Consider the following 22,689-nt stretch of genomic DNA (forward strand, 5'->3'; position numbering starts at 1 on the left):
ACCTTGTAACGCTGTTCCGGGTGGCAAGTTAATGAAATTTTACCAGCTTAATGCATCCGGCGTTTTACTTCCCCGGTCAGAAAACTTATCTTATTCACCACGTTTTACCCGATAAGCCAGACAACAGACGGCAATCTGTTTATGATGTCTGGTTTACACCATATCGTTAGCTTGATTTCAGGATAATTATGAGCAAGAGCACCGCTGAGATCCGTCAGGCGTTTCTCGATTTTTTCCACAGTAAGGGGCATCAGGTCGTTTCCAGTAGCTCACTGGTTCCGAATAACGACCCGACGTTACTGTTTACCAATGCCGGGATGAACCAGTTCAAAGATGTTTTCCTCGGCCTGGACAAACGTAGTTACTCCCGCGCCACCACGTCACAGCGCTGTGTACGTGCCGGGGGTAAACATAATGACCTGGAAAACGTCGGTTACACCGCACGCCATCACACCTTCTTCGAAATGCTGGGTAACTTCAGCTTCGGGGACTATTTCAAACACGACGCGATCAACTTCGCCTGGGAACTGCTCACCGGTGCCCAGTGGTTTAACCTGCCAAAAGACAGACTGTGGGTGACCGTTTACGAGACCGATGACGAAGCATTCGACATCTGGGCTAATGAAGTTGGTATACCGCGCGAGCGCATTATTCGCATTGGCGATAATAAAGGTGCGCCTTACGCCTCGGATAACTTCTGGCAGATGGGCGACACCGGTCCGTGCGGCCCGTGCACCGAAATTTTCTATGATCACGGCGACCATATCTGGGGCGGCCCTCCGGGAAGCGCTGAAGAAGACGGCGACCGCTATATCGAGATCTGGAACATCGTCTTCATGCAGTTTAACCGTCAGTCCGACGGTACAATGCTGCCGCTGCCGAAACCGTCCGTTGATACCGGCATGGGGCTGGAGCGTATCGCTGCTGTTCTGCAGCACGTGAACTCCAACTACGATATTGACCTGTTCCGCATTCTTATCAAAGCGGTTGCCGATGTCACCGGGGCTCAGGATCTGTCCAGCAAATCGCTGCGGGTTATCGCGGACCATATCCGCTCCTGTGCCTTCCTGATTGCCGACGGGGTGTTGCCGTCTAACGAAAACCGCGGTTATGTGCTGCGCCGTATTATCCGCCGCGCAGTGCGCCACGGGAATATGCTGGGCGCCAAAGACACCTTCTTCTACAAGCTGGTTGGGCCGCTGATTGATGTGATGGGCTCTGCCGGTGATGACCTGAAACGCCAGCAGGAAATGGTCGAGCAGGTACTGAAAACCGAAGAAGAGCAGTTTGCCCGTACTCTGGAGCGCGGTCTGGCGCTGCTGGACGACGAGCTGACCCAGCTGAAAGGGGATACCCTGGACGGCGAAACCGCTTTCCGCCTGTACGATACCTACGGCTTCCCGCTGGATCTGACGGCGGACGTCTGCCGCGAGCGTAATATCAAAGTGGACGAAGCCGGTTTCAACGCCGCCATGGAAACCCAGCGCCGTCGCGCCCGTGAATCCAGCGGCTTTGGTACTGACTACAACAGCATGATCCGTGTGGACACCGCCTCTGAATTTAAAGGCTATGACACCCTGGATCTGAACGGGACCATTACGGCGCTGTTCGTGGACGGGAAATCTGTTGACCAGGTGAACCCGGGCCAGGAAGCGGTCGTGGTTCTGGACAAGACACCGTTCTATGCGGAGTCTGGCGGCCAGGTGGGCGACAAGGGCGAGCTGAAAGCCGCCTCTGGCACCTTCCAGGTGACAGATACCCAGAAGTATGGCCAGGCTATTGGCCACCAGGGGACACTGAGCCACGGTGTTCTGACCGTGGGTGACCGGGTTGAAGCGCAGGTTGATGAAGCGCGACGCGCCCGTATTCGTCTTAACCACTCCGCTACGCACTTAATGCACGCGGCGCTGCGCCAGGTTCTGGGCACGCACGTGGCGCAGAAAGGCTCGCTGGTTAATGACAAGGCGCTGCGTTTTGACTTCTCCCACTTTGAAGGGATGAAGGCTGAAGAGATCCGCGCGGTAGAAGACCTGGTCAACGCCCAGATCCGTCGTAACCTGCCTGTCGAGACCAACATCATGGATCTCGAAGAGGCGAAAGCGAAAGGTGCTATGGCGCTGTTCGGCGAGAAGTATGACGATCACGTGCGGGTGCTGAGCATGGGGGATTTCTCCACCGAGCTGTGTGGTGGTACTCATGCCAGCCGTACCGGTGACATTGGACTGTTCCATATTGTTGCTGAGTCCGGCACTGCTGCCGGGGTGCGCCGTATTGAAGCCGTTACCGGTGAAGGGGCGATTGCTGCGGTTCATGCCCAGAGCGATCAATTGCAGGATATTGCCCAGTTACTGAAAGGCGACAGCCATAACCTGGGCGAGAAAGTGCGTGCAGCGCTGGATCGTACCCGTCAGCTGGAAAAAGAACTGCAACAGCTTAAAGCACAGCAGGCCTCTCAGGAGAGCGCCAGCCTGTCCAGTAAAGCGGTTGATGTGAAAGGCGTTAAGCTGCTGGTCAGTGAGCTGAGTAATGTTGAGCCGAAAATGCTGCGCACGATGGTTGACGATCTGAAGAACCAGCTGGGCTCCACGGTGATTGTGCTGGCGACGGTAGTTGACGGTAAAGTGTCGCTGATTGCCGGTGTGTCTGGCGATCTGACTGGCCGTGTGAAGGCCGGTGAGCTTATCGGTATGGTTGCTCAGCAGGTCGGCGGTAAGGGCGGTGGCCGCCCGGATATGGCCCAGGCCGGGGGGACGGATGCACAAGCCCTACCTGCGGCGCTGGCCAGTGTAGAAAGCTGGGTTGCCGGTAAACTGTAATTAAAAATATAAGCGTATCAGACACCATGGCCCACAAGGCCATGGTGTCTTGTTATAACGCACTTTTGACAATGATAAAGTCAGGTTATCTTGTGTATATCGGCTAAACTTAGGTATAACAGCGAGTGGCGTAGCGTCAGGAAGCATGATATGTGTTTGGCAGCGCTCACGTTATGGCGTTATATGATGGATATGCCGGGATATAAAGGCCCGACTCTTTCAATCTTTCAAGGAGCAAAGAATGCTGATTCTGACTCGTCGAGTTGGTGAGACCCTCATGATTGGTGATGAGGTGACGGTGACAGTGCTGGGAGTTAAGGGCAACCAGGTGCGTATTGGTGTTAACGCCCCCAAAGAGGTGTCTGTGCACCGCGAAGAGATCTACCAGCGTATCCAGGCTGAAAAGTCACAACAGACCAACTACTAGTATTCTGAACGTCTCGCCTGTGCGAGACGTTTTTGCTTCTGCCCCCCGTATTTTTCTTCCTCTCCTTAATTTCTGAATTTCTGACGGCTATTTTCTGTTGCTGGTGCTGTTTTTTCGCTGCCGGGTGAATATTGCTGCGCTCTGTTTTACGGGGGCAGGCAGGGCGTATTTGGCTAAAAAATCGTGTTTTTGCTGTGATTTCAGGCTGATTGTTTGCGAAGTGTGCAATTGATTTTATGTGTCGGAAAAAGTGTTTGACTTATAAGTCCCAGAAAGTAATATGTGCGCCACGCAGTGCCGATGAGCAGAAACAAGTTCTTCCGGTACAACTCGTAAGAGGCGTGTGGTGAGGTGGCCGAGAGGCTGAAGGCGCTCCCCTGCTAAGGGAGTATGCGGTCAAAAGCTGCATCCGGGGTTCGAATCCCCGCCTCACCGCCATTTTGCATCCATAGCTCAGCTGGATAGAGTACTCGGCTACGAACCGAGCGGTCGGAGGTTCGAATCCTCCTGGATGCACCATTTTCTCCCACATGGTCAGTGATGACGGTGTGCCAGAAACAAAGCAGTATCCTGATGCATCCATAGCTCAGCTGGATAGAGTACTCGGCTACGAACCGAGCGGTCGGAGGTTCGAATCCTCCTGGATGCACCATCTTTTCCCGGGTTTTAGAAACTCAGGAATCAAAGCAGTATCCCGATGCATCCATAGCTCAGCTGGATAGAGTACTCGGCTACGAACCGAGCGGTCGGAGGTTCGAATCCTCCTGGATGCACCATATTCTCCTTATCTTTTCGCGAATGCGAGGGTAGCAGAGCCTGAGAAAGTTACAGCAGGCACTAAGGAGGATAACGTTGCGTAAGCAACGGCCCGAAGGGCGAACACGGTGAGTCATCCTCCTGGATGCACCATCTTTTCCCTGGTTTTAAAAACCAGGAATCAAAGCAGTATCCTGATGCATCCATAGCTCAGCTGGATAGAGTACTCGGCTACGAACCGAGCGGTCGGAGGTTCGAATCCTCCTGGATGCACCATTCTCTCCTGATTCTTATTTTCCCTTTCGTTGTTTATTTATCCCCTTATTTTCCAGTGCCTTTGCATCACAATTGTGCTGTTTACCGGTAATCTTTATCACTGACGTAACTAACCTTCTGGCAAGTCGCGACATCGCCCACGCATTACGCTAAAGTAACTGCCATCTGAATACGGGGGTGGTGAAGAGATGTATGATCGTTATGCCGGGCTGATTTTTGATATGGACGGCACCATACTGGATACAGAGCCCACGCATCAGGCTGCATGGCAGGCGGTATTGTCCCGCTATGGTATGCACATTGATATGCAGTCTATGACGGCGCTGAATGGCTCCACCACCCGGCGTATCGCTCAGCTTATTATTGAGGCCAACCAGGCCGATATGGACGCAGACCAGCTAACCCGGGAGAAGACCGCACTGGTAAAAACCATGTTGCTGGATACGGTCCGGCCGCTGCCGTTAATTGATGTGGTAAAATCCTGGCACGGCCGCCGCCCGATGGCGGTAGGCACCGGGAGCGAGAGCGCGCTGGTCGAGGCGCTGCTCAGCCACCTTAATCTGCGCCGCTATTTCACGGCCGTGGTCACCGCTGATGATGTTCAGCACCACAAACCCGCCCCCGATACGTTTTTACTTTGCGCCAGACTGATGGGTGTTGATGCGCGAAAATGTCTGGTCTTTGAAGATGCGGATTTTGGCCTTGAGGCCGCGCGTCTGGCGGGGATGGACGCGGTGGATGTGCGCAAACAGTGAGTGATAGCGTAGCGCTGCTGTCGTTATTCAGCAGTAGCTTTCTGAGCGCGACACTGCTGCCGGGGGGCTCGGAGGCGGTGCTTATTGCGCTGCTGGTTGCCGGGAAAAGCAGTTTCTGGCCGCTGATTGCGGTCGCTACGGTGGGCAATACCCTTGGAGGGCTGACGAACGTTGTCCTCGGGCGCTGTTTCCCGCAGCGTGCTGCCTCGCGCTGGCACGGAAAGGCGCTCTGGTTATTAGAACGTTTTGGCCCGGTCACACTGCTGCTGAGCTGGTTGCCGGTGATCGGGGATTTATTGTGCCTGCTGGCCGGGTGGTTACGCCTGCGCTGGGGGCCGGTGATGGTATTTATAGGTCTTGGTAAGCTACTGCGTTATCTCATCGTGGGACTGGCGGCTGTTCAGGGGATAACGTGGTGGCAGTAACTGTAAACTGCATAGTCGGGCTGGTGATTTACCACAACACAAAAATGACGGCAGAATCGTCAGCCACGGGCTCTGTGCTTAATAACACTGCATTTAAAGGCGGGAGGTCGATTTGATCCCGGACGTATCACAGGCGCTGGCCTGGCTGGAACAGCATCCCCAGGCATTAGAAGGTATTAAACGTGGGCTGGAGCGCGAAACGCTGCGCGTCACGCCGGATGGCCATCTGGCGCAAAGCAGGCACCCGGAGCAGGTGGGGGCGGCGCTGACCCATAAGTGGATAACAACGGACTTTGCCGAAGCGCTGCTGGAGTTTATTACGCCGGTGGATGGTGACATTGACCATATGCTGACGTTGCTGCGGGATCTGCATCGCTACACATCACGCAATATGGGTGATGAGCTAATGTGGCCCATGAGCATGCCCTGCTTTGTGGAAAGCAGCGACAAGATTGAACTGGCACAGTACGGCACGTCCCATACAGGGCGCTTCAAAACCCTGTACCGGGAAGGGCTGAAAAACCGTTACGGTGCATTAATGCAGACCATTTCCGGCGTGCATTACAATATCTCATTCCCGCTGGCGTTCTGGCAGGCCCGGCTTGGCGTCACCGATGCCGAAAGCGGCAAAGCGGCGATTTCCGCCGGTTATTTTAAACTTATTCGCAACTACTACCGTTTCGGCTGGGTTATTCCCTACCTGTTCGGGGCGTCACCGGCCATTTGCGGCTCTTTCCTGCAGGGGAAAAAACCGGCGCTGCCGTTCGAGAAGACCGAAAGAGGGATGTATTACCTGCCTTACGGAACATCGCTGCGGCTCAGTGATCTGGGGTATACCAACAAATCCCAGAGCAATCTCGGGATAACCTTTAACGACCTGGATACCTATGTGGCCGGTCTGAAGCGCGCTATCCACACCCCGTCTGAAGAGTATGCGGCCCTGGGGCTGATGAAAGACGGCAAGCACCTGCAACTGAATACCAATGTGCTGCAGATTGAAAATGAGCTGTATGCGCCTATCCGCCCGAAACGCGTGACGCTGCCGGGGGAGAGCCCGTCTGATGCGCTGCTGCGCGGCGGGATCGAATATATTGAGGTACGCTCGCTGGATAATAACCCGTTCTCACCCATCGGGGTGGATGAGAAACAGGTGCGCTTCCTGGATCTGTTTGTGGTGTGGTGCGCCCTGGCCGATGCGCCGGAAATGAGCAGCGATGAGCTGGCCTGCACCAAAGTGAACTGGAACCGGGTTATCCTGGAAGGGCGTAAGCCGGGGCTGACGCTGGGTATTGGTTGCCAGACCGCCCAGTATCCGCTGGTACAGGTGGGTAAAGATCTGTTCCGCGATCTGCGCCGGGTGGCCGAGACGCTGGACAGCATTGCCGGGGATCAGCACTACCAGCAGGTGTGTGATGAGCTGGTCGCCTGCTTTGATAATCCGGATTTGACATATTCAGCACGCATTTTGCGCTCTATGCTTGAGAAGGGGATTGGCGGCACCGGAATGGCGCTGGCGAACCAGTATCACGAGATGTTGCGTAACGAGCCGCTGGAGCTGCTCAGTGAGGCAGACTTCATTGCGGAACATGATGCATCCTGGGCGCGTCAGCGTAAGATGGAGGCTCAGGACAGCGAGCCGTTCGAAAGCTGGCTGGCAAAACAGGGCTGACAGAAAAGAAAAAGGCCACATCACTGTGGCCAAACTTTCATCTCTAAGAATAGGGATGATGATAACAAATGCGCGTCTTTCATATACTGAGACTCGCGGCTGTACAAAGAGTTCATTATTTTTTTAAAAATCACTCTCGGAGGTGACCAGATGCCGTTGTTGGATAGCTTCACCGTGGACCATACCCGTATGGGTGCGCCTGCTGTGCGTGTGGCAAAGAATATGAATACTCCCCACGGCGATACCATCACCGTGTTCGATCTGCGCTTTTGCGTGCCGAACAAAGAAGTCATGCCGGAGAAAGGCATTCACACCCTGGAGCACCTGTTCGCGGGCTTTATGCGCAACCACCTGAACGGAAACGGTGTGGAAATTATCGATATCTCGCCAATGGGCTGTCGCACCGGTTTTTACATGAGCCTGATTGGCCAGCCGGAGCCTCAGCGGGTGGCGGATGCCTGGAAAGCGGCGATGGAAGATGTGCTGAAAGTGCAGGATCAGTCCCGCATTCCGGAGCTGAATATCTACCAGTGCGGCACCTATACCATGCACTCGCTGGCGGAAGCACAGGAGATCGCGCGTCATATTATTGAGCGCGGTATCGGTGTGAACAGCAACGAAGCGCTGGCGCTACCAAAAGAGAAGCTGCAGGAACTGCATATCTAGTTTCTGTGATAAAGAAAAGCCGCCCGGCACAACACCGGGCGGCTTTTTTATGCCTGAAGATCGCTAGTGAGCGCCCCCGGCGCCGCCACCAGTACCAAACGGCGGCCGGGCAAACCACACCAGACCTATCATCACAATAAAGATCCCGGCAGACAGCCAGAAAATCTCATTGGCGGAGATAATCAGCCCCTGGCTGGTTATCTGCTGGGCAATATAGCCGGAAGCCTGCTGTGAGCTCATCCCCATCCCCTCCAGCTGGCTGTACATGGCCTGGGTGTCCGGGTTAAAGGGATTGACCGACTCGCTCAGCTGGGCGTGGTGCAGCGCTTCCCGGTTGGTCCACATGGTGGTGGTTATCGAGGTGCCAATCGAGCCCGCCAGGGTCCGGGTGAAGTTAGACAAGCTGGAGGCCGCCGCCAGCCGCTCCGGCGGCAGGCCAGAGAGGGTGATGGTGGTCAGCGGCATAAAGAAGCACGCCACCGCAAAACCCTGAATAAACTGCGGCCAGGCCGACGCGCCAAAGTCCATACCCGGCTCAAAGGTGTAAGCGCGCCAGTAGAAGCAGACTGCGTACATCACAAAGCTGAAGGTGACCAGGCGGCGCATATCCAGCTTATGGGCAAAGCGGCCGATAATCGGCGAGAGGATCACCGGGATAATCCCCACCGGGGCCGAGGCAAGCCCCGCCCAGGTCGCGGTATAACCGTAGACCTCCTGGAGCAGCTGCGGCAGCAGGACAATCGCACCAAAATAGAGCATATAGGCCAGGCTGATACACAGGCAGCCGATGGTGAAATTACGCGACTTAAACAGCGAGAGATCGACAATCGGGTGATCGTCGGTTAGCTCCCAGACAATCAGGAAGCTCAGCGCCACTACCGCAGTGATAGTGAGGATGATTATCTCCGAAGAGCTAAACCAGTCGAGCTCTTTCCCCCGGTCCAGCATCACCTGCAGGCTGCCGATACCTATCACCAGCAGGGCCAGCCCCACCGCATCAATACGCCGGTGCTCGGTCTGGGTCTCCCTGCCGCGCAGGGTCTGGAGCGTCATCAGCACCACCATAATGCCGATGGGCACGTTGATGAAGAAGATCCACCCCCAGTGATAGTTGTCGCTGATCCAGCCGCCGAGAATGGGCCCGCAAATCGGGGCGACAATCACCGTCATTGACCACAGGGCCAGGGCGATACTGCGTTTCGCCGGGGGGTAATTGCTCAGCAGCAGGCTCTGGGACAGCGGGATAAGCGGCCCGGCCACCACCCCCTGAATCACCCGGAAGAAGATAAGCATCGTCAGGCTGCTGGAGACGCCGCAAGCCCAGGAGGCCAGCACAAACAGCGCCGTGGACCAGATGAACAGGCGAACTTCTCCCACCCGTTTGGCCAGCCAGCCGGTTATCGGAATTGAAATTGCGTTCGCCACCCCGAATGAGGTAATCACCCAGGTCCCCTGGCTCAGGGAAGAGCCCAGGTTCCCGGCAATGGTCGGGATGGCGACGTTGGCGATGGTTGAATCCAGCACCTGCATAAACGTGGCCATCGCCAGGGCGATGGTCATGATGGCAAGTCGGGTGCCTTCCAGCGGTTTCTGTGCCATGACATTCTCCGCCTGTTAGCCAGCGTTTGTGCTGATTATCTCGTTGATCAGTTTATTGACCGGGGCAAGCTCCAGGGTCCGGGCGTCACTTTCGTAGGCCGGGGTTTTACGCACCTGAGAGGCCAGCACCGCGCCGCGCCGATCCCGGGTATCCACCGTGACCAGAGTCGAGAGCCCGATACGCAGCGGGTGCTTTGCCACCTGTTGAGGATCCAGCTCAATACGTACCGGCAGGCGCTGTACCACTTTGATCCAGTTACCGGTTGCGTTCTGGGCCGGCAGTAGCGAGAAGGCGCTCCCGGTTCCCATATCCAGGCCGACCACTTTACCGGTGTATTTAACATCATCCCCGTAGATATCGCTGATAACCGTGGCGGGCTGGCCTATACGCATATGGGCCAGCTGGGTCTCTTTGAAGTTGGCATCCACCCAGATCTGATCTGCCGGGACGATAGCCATCAGCGGCGTGGCGGATGTGATCTGCGCGCCAACCTGCACCGCCCGGCGGGAGACGTAACCGGTAATCGGGCTGACTATCCGGGTGCGCTGCAGCGCCAGCCAGCTGTCCCGGACCTGGGTTGCCGCCTGCTGTACGGCAGGTTGCTGCTCCAGGGTATTGCCGAGGATCGCTGCCTGGTTGGCATTATATTGCTGGATAGCCACATTCAGGCGCGCCTGGGCGCTGGTGACCGCATCGCGGCTGTGTTGTAACTCTTCGCGGCCAATCAAATCGGAGCGGCCCAGCGGAATACGCCGTTCAAGATCGCTCTGTGCCTGTGAGAGGGCGGTTTTCTGCAGCTCGATGGTGGCCTGCAGCTGCTTGCTGTTGATCATCAGCTGGTGGACCTGGCGCACGCTGGTGGCGAGGGCCGTTTTGGCCTTTTCAAAGGCCTGTTGGGCGTCGGTCGGGTCAAGGGTGACCAGCACATCCCCCTGTTGCACATAGTCCGTATTGTCGACCCAGACTTTGGTTACGCTTCCGGCAACCTGGGGCATTATCTGTACCTGGTTGCCGTTTACGTAGGCATCGTCCGTGTCTTCAAAATGGCGCAGTACGGTCAGCCAGTAAATTCCATATGCCACAGCAATAACGGCAAACAGCAGGGTCAGAATAAGCAGCGCGTTTTTGCGCGATTTCTGTTTATTGCCTGATTTCTGCGGTGTTGCCTGAGTATCCGAGTACCCGGTCATAATGTTCTCCACGATTATTTTTATTTTATCGCCAGTGAGACTGGTCTTAGGTCAGAAAGGCCAGCGGATAATCGCTGGCCTGAGTCGGGAAGAGTCTAGATATCAGAAAAGGAGGAGAAGCACTAGCGGGATATATCCGCCAGGGATGCAGGGTTATCCATTTCATCGAGCCGGATCAGCAGTTTACGTGTGATTTTCTCCAGCGAGGATTGTTCCTCTTCAGTCAGGGCAGACCATAACTGATGTAAACACAGATGCTGGGGAGGAAGCACTTCACGCAGGAACTGCTGGCCTTTTTCTGTCAGGTGCAGATGCAGGCAACGGCGATCGTTATCGCTTTCGCGGCGTTCGATCCAGCCGCGCTTTTCCAGCTCATCAGCAATACGGGTAGCGTTAGTGCGGGATGATCCCAGTGCGCTACTCAGCTCGCTGGGCTGAATGCTCAGGTCCTCCTGGGACTCAAGCGTTATCAGCGCCATAAACAGCGTCTCGTTAATCCCTTGATTTTTAAGCATCTTGTTGCGGTTTTCCAGCAATTTCCCTTGCATATGCATACAGAGACGGGTCAGCAAAATTTCCTGGAACGGAAATTCACTGCTGCGACTGGCGCGAAACGTTAGCATTTTTTCAATGGGAGTAAACGAACTATCCATTTTGGGTATAACCTCAATTAATTACAGTCGACATAGTAACCAATGTGACAAATAAAGTAAACGTGTATATAGGTACATCAGCACCGTGGTTACAGCACTGCCATACGTTTCCGGATTAATCTGTAGGTTACTGCGCTCAGCAATACTGGAATTATTATGCTGTACCGTGGGTCAACACGGCTGCCGGGGACGAGGCATTCCGCCCGGACACGTTCAGAGCGCAATAAACCACCGGCACTGCGCAGAGAGTGGCAATACCGGATGTAGCGGGTAAGACGCCAGCCGCGGGTGGCATTCAGCAGGAAAGCAAGGGCGGCTGGCAGGTAGCGGGTAACAACAGGCAGGCGGTCTGCAGTACCCTCAGAAAAGTCGCTTTTCCGGGGCGGGCGTGACGGGGCTGGGGTAACGGAGCTGTCCATACTACCTGATCGTCATAACTGTAGTAAAAATCACATACGTGAATAGATACATGCCACATTATCAGAGTAGGTGTCAGCTTTATAGCCCCGGCCCGCTGAAAATGAAAAAATTCTCCCGTTTTTTCAATACCCTATTCAGAAATATCCGATTGCTGATGATAGCCCCGCCACCAGACGAAACCCGCCAGCAGCGCGACAATCACCCCCGCGAGGCAAACCGCGTTCCACCCCCCGTGCTGGTAGGCACTGGCAGAGAGTAACGATCCGGCGGCACCACCGATAAAATAGCTGGTCATATACCCGGCGGTCAGCCGGTTACGGGCATCCGGGGCAATGCGGTAAATCACGCTCTGGTTGGTGATATGCACCCCCTGTACGGTGAGATCGAGGATCAGAATACCGACAATCAGCGCCAGTACCGAGAACTGCCCGAGCGCAATTGCCCCCCAGGAGAGCAGCAGTAGCAGCAGGCCCCAGGTCGTGGTGTGGTGCGCTTTACCCCGATCGGCCATTCCGCCTGCGGGCCTGGCCCCCAGCGCGCCAGCAGCCCCCGCCAGGCCGAACAGGCCAATCACCCCTTCAGAGAAGTGAAACGGCGGAGCCGACAGCAGAAACGCCATGGAGGTCCACAAAATACTGAAATTGGCAAAAATCAGGCAGCCTAACAGCGCCCGGGTGCGTAGCAGGGGCTGGGTGCGAAACAGGCGAAAGACCGACGCCAGCAGTTGCGGGTAGTTAAGCTGATTATTCTGGGGAACAACCGGCAGCCCGCGCCACAGGGCAAGGGCCATCAGCACCATCAGCACGGTGGCGACCCAGTAGACAGTGCGCCAGCCGCCCAGATCTGCCAGCAGCCCGGCCACGGTTCTTGCCAGCAGGATCCCCAGCAGCAGGCCGCTCATGATGGTACCCACCACTTTGCCGCGCTTATCCGCTGAGGCGAGAGTCGCCGCCAGGGGAACCAGCACCTGGGCGACCACCGAAAGCAGGCCGGTCAGCGCCGTGCCGAGGATCATCATCCCCAGGGTCTGGCTGGTGGCGGTAATGAAGAGGCCCCCGGCGGAGAGCAGCGTCATGGTGACAATCAGCGCCCGGCGCTCAAACATATCGCCCAGCGGAACCAGAAACAGCAATCCGGCCGCATAACCGAGCTGGGCGGCGGTAACGATAAACCCGGCCTGATTAACCGACAGGCCAAACGCGTTCGCGATGGTGTCCAGCAGCGGCTGGGCATAGTAGTTACTGGCAACGGAAAGGCCCGTGGCAACGGACATTAACAGCGTAAGTGCCGGGCTCAGGCCCGCGTGTTGTCTGGTCATTATGTGATGAGGCTCTGAAAAATTGTTCACAGATAATAATCGATCTGCGAAGAGATGCCAGAACAGTCAGGTTGCGGGGAGTGCACACCGGCCGGGCATGGAGCCCGGCCGGTATTGAGGGGAGGGGTTATTTCGCGCTGGCGGCAGCCTGCTGGATCCAGCCATCGAACTGTGCCTGGTGGGCGGCTATCCAGCCGTCAACGTGGCTTTCGATATCGCTTTCTGAGGCTTTACCGTCATGCATCATGGCGTTCTGGGCGTTAATATCGCCGATGGGTAACTGCATAATGGCAAACAGTTTCGCGGCGGCGGGGTTTTTCTCCGCCCAGGCTTTATTGGCAACAATATGCATGGTGTTCACCGGGAAGCCGTAGTTCGCGCCGTTCGGTAATTTGGTCTCTATGCTTTTCTGCTCGCCCGGCAGGGAAGAGTAAGGAACCTGTAACCAGACCACATCTTTGCCCGGTTTCAGTTCGTTGCTCACCCAGTACGGGGTCCAGGTATAGTACAGCACCGGCTTGCCTTCTTTATAACGGGTGATGGTGTCCGCCATCATGGCCGCATAGTTACCCTGGTTGTGGGTCACGGTTTTATCCAGGCCATAGGCACTGAGCTGGTGGTTGATTACCGCCTCGCAGCCCCACCCCGGGTTACAGCCGGTCATATCGGCTTTGCCATCGCCATTGGTATCGAACAGCCGGGCAAGGGCCGGATCTTTAAGCTGGTCGATACGGGTAATCTTGTACTTATCGGCGGTTTTTTTATCGATCAGATACCCCTGTGCCGCACCGCTGACAAAGGTGCCCGCGCGGTAGAATTTATTATCCCCGCCAGCGGCGCTGTACATATCGTCATGCAGCGGTTTCCAGTTGGTGGCGAGGAAGGTGGCGTCCCCGGCGGCGATGGTGGTGTAGGCAACGTTATAGTCAACTTCACTGGGTTGTTTAACGGTATAGCCGAGTTTTTCCAGGGCGCGGCTGACCAGCAGCGTCTGGAAGGTCTCTTCTGAAATGGTGCTCTGTACCGGCACCACGGTAACGCCCTTGCCCGGTAAATCGGCGGCAAAAGCACTGGTGGAAAGTAGGGTCGCAAAGGCGGTGGCGAAAAGGACTGTCTGTCGCATCGTTGATTCCTTCTTGTTAATCGGGTGACAGGGCGGCGCGGGCGCCGCAGCTGTGTTTATAGGGGTTATTTTACAAACGGGCGGGTGATTAACCCGACGGGGCCTGTGGTATACCAGCGGCGGTTGCCTTTTGCCCGGGCGTTGCGGCCAACGGACTGGGTAAGGCGGTCGAGAATAATAGCCAGTATGACAATACCGACCCCGCCCACGGTGGCCAGGCCCATATCGAGCCGGCCAATGCCGCGCAGCACCATCTGGCCCAGGCCGCCTACAGCTATCATTGAGGCGATAACCACCATCGACAGCGCCAGCATCAGGGTCTGGTTTACCCCGGCCATGATCGTGGGCATCGCCAGCGGCAGCTGCACCTTAAACAGCATCTGGCGCGGGCTGGAGCCAAAGGAGCGGGCCGCCTCAATCAGATCCTCCGGCACCTGGTTTATCCCGAGGATGGTCAGGCGCACGATAGGGGGCAGGGCAAAGATAATGGTGACCACTACCCCCGGCACATTACCGATACCGAACAGCATCACAATGGGCACCAGATAGACAAATGCCGGAGTGGTCTGCATGGCGTCCAGTAACGGGCGAATCACTTTTGCCGCACCCGGGCTGCGGGCCAGCCAGATCCCCAGCGGTAAGCCGATGACGATACAAAACAGCAGCGCGGTCAGCACCAGAGCCAGGGTGACCATCGCCTGGGACCAGGCGCCGATAAGGCCAATCAGGATCAGCGAAACAAGGGTCGCGACCCCCATACTGAGGCTGGTCATCTGCCAGGCTATCAGGGCGAACAGAATAATCGCCACCGGGGCAGGCATGCCCTGTAGCAGGTGCTGAAAGCCGCTGAGGATATAATCCACCGGCATACGGATCCCCTGAAACAGGGGGCGAAAATGGATAACCACCCAGTCGATCCCCTGAGTGACCCAGCTGTCCAGCGGGATCAGGGTTTTGTGGAATGGATCCAGAATGTCGAAATGTTCGGCCTTGGGGGCCGGGGCGTTGTGCAGCCAGTCTGCGGCACCGCTGTGCGCGGGGGCGTCGGGGGCTCCCCAGGCATCAGCTGCCGGGGCACTGCCCGTATCCCACGGGTTTGCTTGTTCACTCATTGGTCGCTCCTTCTCTGTCTAATGCCTGTAGCAGGCACCCCCGGGAGATAACCCCCAGGTATTGCTGATCGTCGCCTGTTACCGGCACTGCGCACGGTGCCTGGGCCACATGGCCCAGCAGCTCGTTCAGTGGGGTTTCTGCGCTGACAGGCTGCGGGCTTTCCAGCAATGCGCTGTCCAGCCCCTGGCCTGCGGCCAGTGCGGCTTTCAGGGAGTCAATGGAGACAATGCCAATAAATTTTTGCGCCCGTTCAATCACATAGCCATATTCCCGGTCGTCATCCTGAAGGAGTTTCAGTGCCGAGCGGGGGCCAACTCCCGGGGTTTTGCGGATAATTCCGGCCTGGCTGCGGCGGGCAATATCTTTCGCGCTGAATACCTGGCTGATATCCACACCCCGGAAAAAGGTGCGGACATAATCATTGGCCGGGTTATTGAGAATTTCATCAGGGGTGCCTGTCTGAATAATCTCGCCGTTTTGCATAATGGCAATCCGGTCGCCGATACGCATTGCCTCATCGAGGTCGTGAGAAATAAAGACAATAGTGCGCTGATGTCTGGCCTGCAGTTTGATTAATTCATCCTGCATTTCAGTTCTAATTAAGGGATCGAGCGCAGAGAATGCCTCGTCCATAAGTAATATATCCGGGTTTATTGCCAGCGCCCGGGCTAATCCGACACGCTGGCGCATTCCGCCGGAAAGTTCATCCGGCCAGGCGTGGACATAATTTTCCAGCCCCACCTGGCGCAGGGCATCCAGCGCTTTTTCCTGACGCTCGCGCAGCGGTACTCCGGCTAATTCCATACCAAAGGCGGTATTATCCAGCACCGTCATATGCGGCATAAGGGCGAATGACTGAAATACCATCGCGATTTTCTTTTTGCGCACCTCACGCAGGGCGGCATCTGAAATACGGGCAATGTCTTCCCCGTCAATCAGTACCTGGCCGCGGGTGGGTTCAATCAGGCGATTGAGAAGGCGAACCAGGGTGGATTTACCAGAGCCTGATAACCCCATAATGACGAAGATCTCGCCTTCTTCAATGGTCAGATTCGCGTTTTTAACGCCGAGTGAGAGGCCGGTTTTCTCCAGAATTTGCTCTTTGGAAAGCCCCTGTTCGATATATTTAAATGCCCGCTGTGGGTTGTCTCCGAATACTTTATAAAGATTTCTGACTTCTAATTTAATTGCCATGCAATAAACTATTTCCTGTATTTATCGATATATTTATCATCCTGATGGAATATGACACTCGCCATATACCCTAACATACTGAGATGCTGAGGCAACCCTCTAATTTGATTATAAGCAAAGTGTGCTGTGCCCGAATGTGGGGTGATCCCCCGCCATATAAGGGCTGAGCGCAAATGTAAATGTGCGGAATATTTTTTACGACGGGATGAGATATTTAGCCTGGTGGCGTAGTGATTACATGCTCTCTTTACTGAGATAATTACCCGCAGGGGCCGTTAATTTCCATTATTAATATGCGGGAAATAGCCGGAATATTTTCCGGCTAATTACCGTTATTGCCCGGGGGTTAAAAGTCCCAGTCCTGATCTTCCGTCTCTATGGCGGTGCCCATTACGTAGGAGGATCCCGAGCCGGAGAAAAAGTCGTGATTTTCATCGGCCCCCGGCGAAAGTGCGGCAAGGATAGCCGGGTTCACTTGCGCCATTTCGGGGGGGAAGATGGCCTCAAACCCCAGGTTCATCAGCGCTTTATTGGCGTTGTAACACAGGAAGTGATTCACATCCTCTTCAAACCCGGTTCCGGCGTACAGATCGGCGGTGTATTCCTTTTCGTTTTCGTACAGGGTCATCAGCAGTTCAAGGGCGAACGCCTGTAGCGTTTCGCGCCGCCCGGGGCTGGCTCCGGCAAGCCCTTTCTGGAACTTATACCCGAGGTAATAACCGTGGATGGCCTCGTCGCGGATGATCAGGCGAATTAAGTCCGCCGTGTTGGTGAGCTTCCCCCGGCTGGACCAGTACATGGGGAGCCAGAACCCGGAGTAAAACAGAAAGGATTCGAGGAACACGCTGGCGATTTTCTTCTTCCCTGCATCATCGGCCTGATAGTGGCTGAGAATAATCGCCGCTTTGCGCTGCAGGGCGGCGTTTTCTTCGCTCCACTGGTAGGCGGCGTCTACGTCGCGGGTCTGGCTCAGGGTGGAAAACACCGAACTGTAAGAGCGGGCGTGGACCGCCTCCATAAAGCTGATATTGGTGAGCACCGCTTCTTCGTGGGGGGTGATGGCATCCGCCAGTAATGACGGCGCCCCGACCGTATTCTGGATGGTGTCCAGCAGTGTCAGGCCGGTAAAGACCCGGATAGTCAGCTGCTGCTGCGCAGGAGTCAGGGTCTGCCAGGCGGGTAAATCCCCGGATAGCGGCACCTTTTCCGGCAGCCAGAAATTGGTGGTTAACCGGTTCCATACTTCAAGGTCTTTCTCGTCCTGGATTTTATTCCAGTTAATAGCGCTGATGCGGTTAAGTGGCGTCATAACATATCCTTAAAGGGCGCAGGAAACACAGCCGGTAACTTCGGTGCCTTCCAGCGCTGTCTGGCGCAGGCGGATGTAATAGAGCGTTTTTATGCCCTTCTTCCAGGCATAAATCTGGGCTTTGTTGATATCCCGGGTGGTGGCGGAATCCGGGAAGAACAGGGTCAGCGACAGCCCCTGATCCACATGCTGCGTGGCCTGGGCATAGGTGTCGATAATCTTCTCCGGGCCTATCTGGTAGGCATCCTGGTAGAGGTGGCGGTTTTCGTTGGTCAGCCAGGGGGCAGGGTAGTAGACCCGGCCGGTTTTCCCCTCTTTGCGGATCTCAATGGGCGAGACAATCGGGTGAATACTCGACGTGGCGTGATTAATATATGAAATAGAGCCCGTCGGGGGGACCGCCTGAAGATAGCGGTTATAGATCCCGTATTGCATCACCTCGTCGCGCAGCTGGCGCCACATGGCCTGATCCGGAATGGTTATCCCGGCGCGGGCAAAAAGGGCGGCTACCTCTGGCGTGGCGGGCTGCCAGCGCTGCTCCGTGTAGCGGCGGAAATAGTCGCCGCTGGCGTAAGCCGAGTGCTCAAACCCGGCAAACCGCTGGCCGCGCTCTTTTGCCAGGGCACAGGAGGCGCGCAGCGCATGCCAGGTCACGGTGTAAAAATAGATATTGGTAAAATCAAGCCCCTGCTCAGAGCCGTACAGAATGCCTTCCCGGGCCAGATAACCGTGTAAATTCATCTGCCCCAGGCCAATGGCGTGAGAGGCCGCATTCCCCGCCGCCACCGAAGGCACTGAGCGGATATCACTCATCTCTGATACGGCGGTCAGCCCGCGAATGGCGGTTTCAACGGTGCGGCCAAAGTCTGGCGCGTCCATGGCGTGGGCAATATTCAGCGAGCCGAGATTACAGGAGATATCCTGCCCGGTATGGCGGTAATCCAGGTTGTCTTCATACTCTGAGGGGCTGTTGACCTGGAGGATTTCTGAGCACAGGTTGCTCATATTAATATGCCCGGCAATGGGGTTGGCCCGGTTAACCGTATCCTCGAACATGATATAGGGATAGCCGGACTCAAACTGGATCTCCGCCAGGCGCTGGAAGAAGCCGCGGGCGCTGATGTACTGGCGGCGAATGCGGGTATCTTCCAGCAGGGTCTGGTACAGCGGGGTGATGGCAATATCCCCGAAGGCTTTCCCGTACACCCGGGCGACATCATAAGGCGAGAACAGGGCCATTTGCTGGTTATCCCGGGCTAGCCGGAAGGTAATATCTGGTATCACCACCCCGAGCGAGAGGGTTTTAATGCGGATTTTTTCGTCGGCATTTTCCCGCCGGGTATCCAGAAAGCGCAGAATATCCGGGTGGTGGGCGTGCAGATAAACGGCCCCCGCCCCCTGGCGGGCACCAAGCTGGTTGGCGTAGGAGAAGGCGTCCTCCAGCATTTTCATGACCGGGATCACCCCGGAAGACTGGTTTTCAATACGCTTAATGGGGGCTCCGGCCTCCCGCAGGCTGGAAAGCAAAAACGCTACGCCGCCCCCGCGCCGGGAGAGCTGCAGCGCGGCATTTACCGCCCGGCCAATGGACTCCATATTGTCTTCAATACGCAGCAGAAAGCAGGAGACCAGCTCACCGCGCTGCTGGCGCCCTGCGTTCAGGAAGGTGGGGGTCGCAGGCTGAAAGCGCCCCGTGAGCATGTCATCCGTCAGCCGCAGGGCCAGGGTCTCATCGCCCCGGGCGAGGGTTAACGCCACCATAACCACCCGGTCAGTGAAGTGTTCAAGCCACTGTTCGCCGTTAAATGTTTTCAGCGCGTAGCTGGTGTAGAACTTCCAGGCGCCGAGAAACGTACTGAACTGGTGGTGATATTCACCGGCCGTGTGAAACAGCCGGGTGATAAACGCCGGGCGCCAGTGGGCGAGGACCCCGGGATCGTAATAACCTTCGCTAACCATCCAGCTCAGGCGGCTGTCCACATCCGGAAAGGTCCGGGTATTGGGGAGCACCTGGCAGGTCATAAATGCTTCTATGGCCTGTTTGTCTTTGTCGAAGGGGATTTTCCCGGCCTCGTCAAACAGGTTAAGCATCGCGTTCAGGGCGTGGTAGTCCTGGCTCAGGGCGTCAGACTGCGGGGTTGGGGTTGTTGTTGCCAAAATTGGGTTACTCCGTTTCGCACGTTATCAAGATCCTCAGGGGTGCCCATCAGCTCGAAGCGATACAAAAAAGGGATCCGGCATTTTTGCGCGATAATCTTGCCCGCCAGTCCGTAGGCTGCCCCGAAATTACGGTTACCGCTGGCGATAACGCCGCGGATCAACGCCCGGTGGCGGGGAATATTGAGAAAGCGGATAACCTGGGCCGGAACGGCCCCGGCAATACCGCCGTTTCCCCAGGTGGGCACCACCAGAATAAAAGGCTCAAAGACCGCCAGCTGTTCACCGGCCTCCCGGGGGATACGCAGCGCCGGAAGCCCCAGGCGCTGAATAAAGCGGTGGGTATTTTCGGAGCTGCTTGAGAAGTAGACCAGGTGGCTCACAGGTAGACGCGCTGGTGGGTGGCGGCACACAGCCGGTTGATCATATCCGGGCGGAACCCGCACCAGCTTTCATGCTCGGTTATCACCACCGGCAACTGGCGAAAGCCCTGCTGGCGCAATGCGTCCGCCGCCTCCGGGTGGTCATCAAGGCTTATCATGTCAATGTCCACATTGCGTCCCTCCAGCGCCTTTTTGGTGGCGTAGCACTGGATACAGTTTTTGCGAGTGTAAATCGTTATGCGCATGATTTGTATTTCCACTTAAGGTGACAATCGCGGCGCAGGGAGTGCGTCGTGGTCTGGTAAACCTGAACCTCAGATACTAGATGTAGTTGGTGTGAAGTTCAACCACTCTATATATGGTGCTTTATGGTAAAAATCCGGTTTTCCGGTGGTGCGGCATGGGAAGGGGCCATCTCACCCGGGGCAAAAAAGGCGGCTAAGTGTAGACGTTATCGGGCCTGTGGCGAATGTTTATGGACTTTTCCGAAAGATTTGCTAATGCTCAATAGAGTAGTGTTATAAAGCAGTAAAAAAAATAATGAGGAATGAGAATGTATTTACGACCTGATGAGGTGGCTCGCGTTCTGGAGAAATCAGGATTTACCATGGACGTTGTTACACCAAAAGCCTATGGATACCGCCGTGGGGATAATTACGTATATGTGAACCGTGAGGCCCGCATGGGGCGTACCGCGCTGGTTATCCACCCGATGCTGAAAGAACGCAGTAGCTCACTGGCGGAGCCCGCGTCAGAAACCAAGACCTGTGATCATTACGAACAGTTTCCGCTGTGTGCCGGGGGTAACAGCCAGGAGCACTACGGTATTCCTCATGGTTTTAGTTCGCGCATTGCGCTGGAAAGATACCTGAGCGGATTATTTGGCGAGCAGCACTGATAATAAGACTGGCGACGGCCAGTCTTATTTCGCCACAGATGACCGCGCTTATGCGCGGCTGGCCACATACCCCTGAACCCGGAACAGGCGGCGGCAGTAATCCAGGAAGTACCCGTAAGCAGCTCCCATCAGCATAGTGGCCAGGGCGTTAGAGCTGACAGCCGCGATAATCTGCTGCGTATCTGCCCCCACGGACCACAAAATCGCCCCGTAAACCGGTGACTGGAAAGTCACATAGGCCGTAATATCCGCAAGGTTACGCATCCACCCGGCATTTCCCCCACGTTTTGCCAGCTTCATAAAGCCATCCCGGTAGAGCCCGTAGGGCCAGGCTATCAGGATATTCACCGGAATTGACACCAGGCGCGACGATAACGACTGCTGGAATGTCATCCCGGACATTAAGATTTCAATCGCCATTCCCACGATAAAGCAGTACACCACCATGGCGAAGATGTCGGCTGCTGCGTGACGCAGGCGGGATTCACGGGAGAACATATCAGTATCGCTCCAGGCTCAGTAATAAATAACGTGAAGTAACGTGTTTTGGAGTTTTAACGGTTGGTTTGTTGCTTGATGAATAGAGTATATTTCTGGTTCTTTTCTTTCAACTAGTGTTAAATTTTTATTTAACATCTTTTGGTAGACAAAATGCTCCGCTCCGCACGCATTGTGAACAGTTTCCCCATTTTTGTTGGTTAAATTATTTTTTTCATTAAAAATCATTGTAATAGAAATTTATCGTACAAATAAGCTACAGGTTAACCTGCGGTTGAGGTTAGCACGCCGGTGTCAGGTGCTGCGGGCGGGGGTGTGGCCGGGTATTTTGCCCCCCAGTGGCTGGCTGAAAAATATCCGTATTCCGGGGCTCACGGTATATGGGCGGGGGGTTATTGGTGGCGAATTTCAGGGCAGTAAAATTTGTGTTAATTAAGATCAGGACCGTAATGGGCTGGCCGGATTATCATGCGAAATAATCTTTCTGTTTTGTTCAAAATATCGGCTCATAATAAGCATGCGGCTGGTAATGAATAAGATAATTAAGTATCTTAGCCGCTCATTTTTTTCAGGTAGTAAATTAAGAGGGAATATGTCTCAGGCGTTACAGGCATTAAATAATATTCGTACATTACGGGCTCACAGCCGCGATTTCTCCATTGACGTGCTTGCAGAAATGCTGGAAAAACTCAGGATCGTCACTGAAGAAAAACGTCAGGAGCAGCTTGCCGCACAGCAGGCGCGCCGGGAGCACGAAGAGAAGCTCAGCACCTGGCTGGAGCTGATGGAATCAGACGGTATCAGCCCCCGCGATCTGATCGTGTCCGCTGATGAAAAGGCCCCCAAAAAGAATAAACCCCGCGCACCGAAATATCGTTATCAGGATGCCAGTGGAGAAGAGAAAACCTGGACCGGGCAGGGGCGTATGCCAAAACCGATTGCCCAGGCTGTTGCGGCGGGTAAATCACTGGACGATTTTTTATTGTAATTTTACAGCCCGATAATATCGGGCGATATTTATATGTAATGGCATAATAATAAAG

Annotated in this window: 20 protein-coding genes and 5 tRNA genes; 13 read left to right on the plus strand and 12 right to left on the minus strand. The window is 55.4% G+C overall.

Translation table 11 applies throughout. The annotated features are described in order from the left end of the window. Positions 1–188: 188 nt before the first annotated feature. The 11 genes from alaS to luxS all read left to right on the plus strand — a co-directional run bounded on the left by alaS (position 189) and on the right by luxS (position 7,790). Positions 189–2,816: an alanine--tRNA ligase gene (alaS, locus tag EBL_RS04275; RefSeq protein ID WP_002444429.1), complete on the plus strand. Its 2,628-nt coding sequence runs from the start codon at positions 189–191 to the stop codon at positions 2,814–2,816. 241 nt (positions 2,817–3,057) lie between these two features. Further along, the gene (gene csrA, locus EBL_RS04280) at positions 3,058–3,243 is read left to right on the plus strand and encodes a carbon storage regulator CsrA (protein WP_002444426.1); all 186 of its coding nucleotides are present in this window, start codon (positions 3,058–3,060) and stop codon (positions 3,241–3,243) included. Positions 3,244–3,588: 345 nt separating this feature from the next. Next, a tRNA-Ser gene (locus EBL_RS04285) sits at positions 3,589–3,681 on the plus strand. A 4-nt stretch (positions 3,682–3,685) separates the two neighbouring features. Next, positions 3,686–3,762: transfer RNA gene (locus EBL_RS04290), tRNA-Arg, on the plus strand. A 56-nt stretch (positions 3,763–3,818) separates the two neighbouring features. Continuing rightward, positions 3,819–3,895, plus strand: a tRNA-Arg gene (locus EBL_RS04295). A 47-nt stretch (positions 3,896–3,942) separates the two neighbouring features. Continuing rightward, positions 3,943–4,019, plus strand: a tRNA-Arg gene (locus EBL_RS04300). A 179-nt stretch (positions 4,020–4,198) separates the two neighbouring features. Continuing rightward, positions 4,199–4,275: transfer RNA gene (locus tag EBL_RS04305), tRNA-Arg, on the plus strand. Between the two features lie 188 nt (positions 4,276–4,463). After that, entirely contained in the window at positions 4,464–5,030 is a 567-nt protein-coding gene (yqaB, locus tag EBL_RS04310; RefSeq protein WP_002444417.1) for a fructose-1-phosphate/6-phosphogluconate phosphatase, read from the plus strand. Next, positions 5,027–5,455, plus strand: coding sequence for a YqaA family protein (locus EBL_RS04315; RefSeq protein ID WP_002444415.1), 429 nt, complete (start codon positions 5,027–5,029; stop codon positions 5,453–5,455). Before yqaB ends, EBL_RS04315 begins: the two co-directional genes overlap by 4 nt. Before the next feature lie 112 nt (positions 5,456–5,567). Further along, complete coding sequence (gene gshA / locus EBL_RS04320) at positions 5,568–7,124, plus strand: glutamate--cysteine ligase (RefSeq protein WP_002444413.1); 1,557 nt, start codon at positions 5,568–5,570, stop codon at positions 7,122–7,124. Between the two features lie 150 nt (positions 7,125–7,274). Continuing rightward, a complete protein-coding gene (gene luxS, locus EBL_RS04325) occupies positions 7,275–7,790 on the plus strand; it encodes an S-ribosylhomocysteine lyase (protein ID WP_002444411.1) in 516 nt (171 codons plus the stop codon). 63 nt (positions 7,791–7,853) lie between these two features. On the opposite strand, the gene emrB is transcribed toward luxS, so the two are convergent. From emrB to nrdH, 11 genes are all read right to left on the minus strand, one after another. Further along, positions 7,854–9,389 carry a multidrug efflux MFS transporter permease subunit EmrB gene (emrB, locus tag EBL_RS04330; protein ID WP_002444409.1) on the minus strand — a complete coding sequence of 512 codons (1,536 nt, stop codon included), beginning with the start codon at positions 9,387–9,389 and terminating at the stop codon, positions 7,854–7,856. A 15-nt stretch (positions 9,390–9,404) separates the two neighbouring features. Continuing rightward, complete coding sequence (gene emrA, locus EBL_RS04335) at positions 9,405–10,580, minus strand: multidrug efflux MFS transporter periplasmic adaptor subunit EmrA (protein WP_002444407.1); 1,176 nt, start codon at positions 10,578–10,580, stop codon at positions 9,405–9,407. A 122-nt stretch (positions 10,581–10,702) separates the two neighbouring features. After that, positions 10,703–11,233, minus strand: a complete 531-nt coding sequence (mprA, locus tag EBL_RS04340) for a transcriptional repressor MprA (protein ID WP_002444405.1) — start codon at positions 11,231–11,233, stop codon at positions 10,703–10,705. A 550-nt stretch (positions 11,234–11,783) separates the two neighbouring features. Further along, entirely contained in the window at positions 11,784–12,971 is a 1,188-nt protein-coding gene (locus EBL_RS04345; protein WP_002444401.1) for an MFS transporter, read from the minus strand. 127 nt (positions 12,972–13,098) lie between these two features. Beyond that, the gene (gene proX / locus EBL_RS04350) at positions 13,099–14,094 is read right to left on the minus strand and encodes a glycine betaine/L-proline ABC transporter substrate-binding protein ProX (RefSeq protein ID WP_002444398.1); all 996 of its coding nucleotides are present in this window, start codon (positions 14,092–14,094) and stop codon (positions 13,099–13,101) included. Positions 14,095–14,159: 65 nt separating this feature from the next. Continuing rightward, complete coding sequence (gene proW / locus EBL_RS04355) at positions 14,160–15,206, minus strand: glycine betaine/L-proline ABC transporter permease ProW (protein ID WP_002444396.1); 1,047 nt, start codon at positions 15,204–15,206, stop codon at positions 14,160–14,162. After that, positions 15,199–16,401 (minus strand): glycine betaine/L-proline ABC transporter ATP-binding protein ProV, encoded by a 1,203-nt coding sequence (gene proV, locus EBL_RS04360; protein WP_002444393.1) that lies wholly within the window; start codon positions 16,399–16,401, stop codon positions 15,199–15,201. Before proV ends, proW begins: the two co-directional genes overlap by 8 nt. Before the next feature lie 346 nt (positions 16,402–16,747). Next, positions 16,748–17,710: a class 1b ribonucleoside-diphosphate reductase subunit beta gene (gene nrdF / locus EBL_RS04365; protein WP_002444391.1), complete on the minus strand. Its 963-nt coding sequence runs from the start codon at positions 17,708–17,710 to the stop codon at positions 16,748–16,750. A gap of 9 nt (positions 17,711–17,719) precedes the next feature. Further along, positions 17,720–19,867, minus strand: a complete 2,148-nt coding sequence (gene nrdE, locus EBL_RS04370; RefSeq protein WP_002444389.1) for a class 1b ribonucleoside-diphosphate reductase subunit alpha — start codon at positions 19,865–19,867, stop codon at positions 17,720–17,722. Beyond that, a complete protein-coding gene (gene nrdI / locus EBL_RS04375; protein WP_002444387.1) occupies positions 19,828–20,250 on the minus strand; it encodes a class Ib ribonucleoside-diphosphate reductase assembly flavoprotein NrdI in 423 nt (140 codons plus the stop codon). Before nrdI ends, nrdE begins: the two co-directional genes overlap by 40 nt. Beyond that, the gene (nrdH, locus tag EBL_RS04380) at positions 20,247–20,495 is read right to left on the minus strand and encodes a glutaredoxin-like protein NrdH (protein ID WP_002444385.1); all 249 of its coding nucleotides are present in this window, start codon (positions 20,493–20,495) and stop codon (positions 20,247–20,249) included. The genes nrdI and nrdH overlap by 4 nt, the downstream gene beginning before the upstream one ends. Before the next feature lie 308 nt (positions 20,496–20,803). Here nrdH and EBL_RS04385 point away from each other — a divergent pair, with 308 nt between their 5' ends. Further along, the gene (locus EBL_RS04385; protein WP_002444383.1) at positions 20,804–21,148 is read left to right on the plus strand and encodes a DUF2002 family protein; all 345 of its coding nucleotides are present in this window, start codon (positions 20,804–20,806) and stop codon (positions 21,146–21,148) included. Between the two features lie 48 nt (positions 21,149–21,196). Here EBL_RS04385 and EBL_RS04390 read toward each other — a convergent pair whose 3' ends face one another. After that, entirely contained in the window at positions 21,197–21,646 is a 450-nt protein-coding gene (locus EBL_RS04390; protein WP_002444381.1) for an L-alanine exporter AlaE, read from the minus strand. 592 nt (positions 21,647–22,238) lie between these two features. On the opposite strand from EBL_RS04390, the gene EBL_RS04395 reads away from it, so the two are divergent. Next, the gene (locus EBL_RS04395) at positions 22,239–22,634 is read left to right on the plus strand and encodes an H-NS family histone-like protein (RefSeq protein ID WP_002444377.1); all 396 of its coding nucleotides are present in this window, start codon (positions 22,239–22,241) and stop codon (positions 22,632–22,634) included. Positions 22,635–22,689 lie beyond the last annotated feature (55 nt).

Origin of the sequence: Shimwellia blattae DSM 4481 = NBRC 105725, from assembly GCF_000262305.1 — a bacterium.
Taxonomy (GTDB): Bacteria; Pseudomonadota; Gammaproteobacteria; order Enterobacterales; family Enterobacteriaceae; genus Shimwellia; species Shimwellia blattae.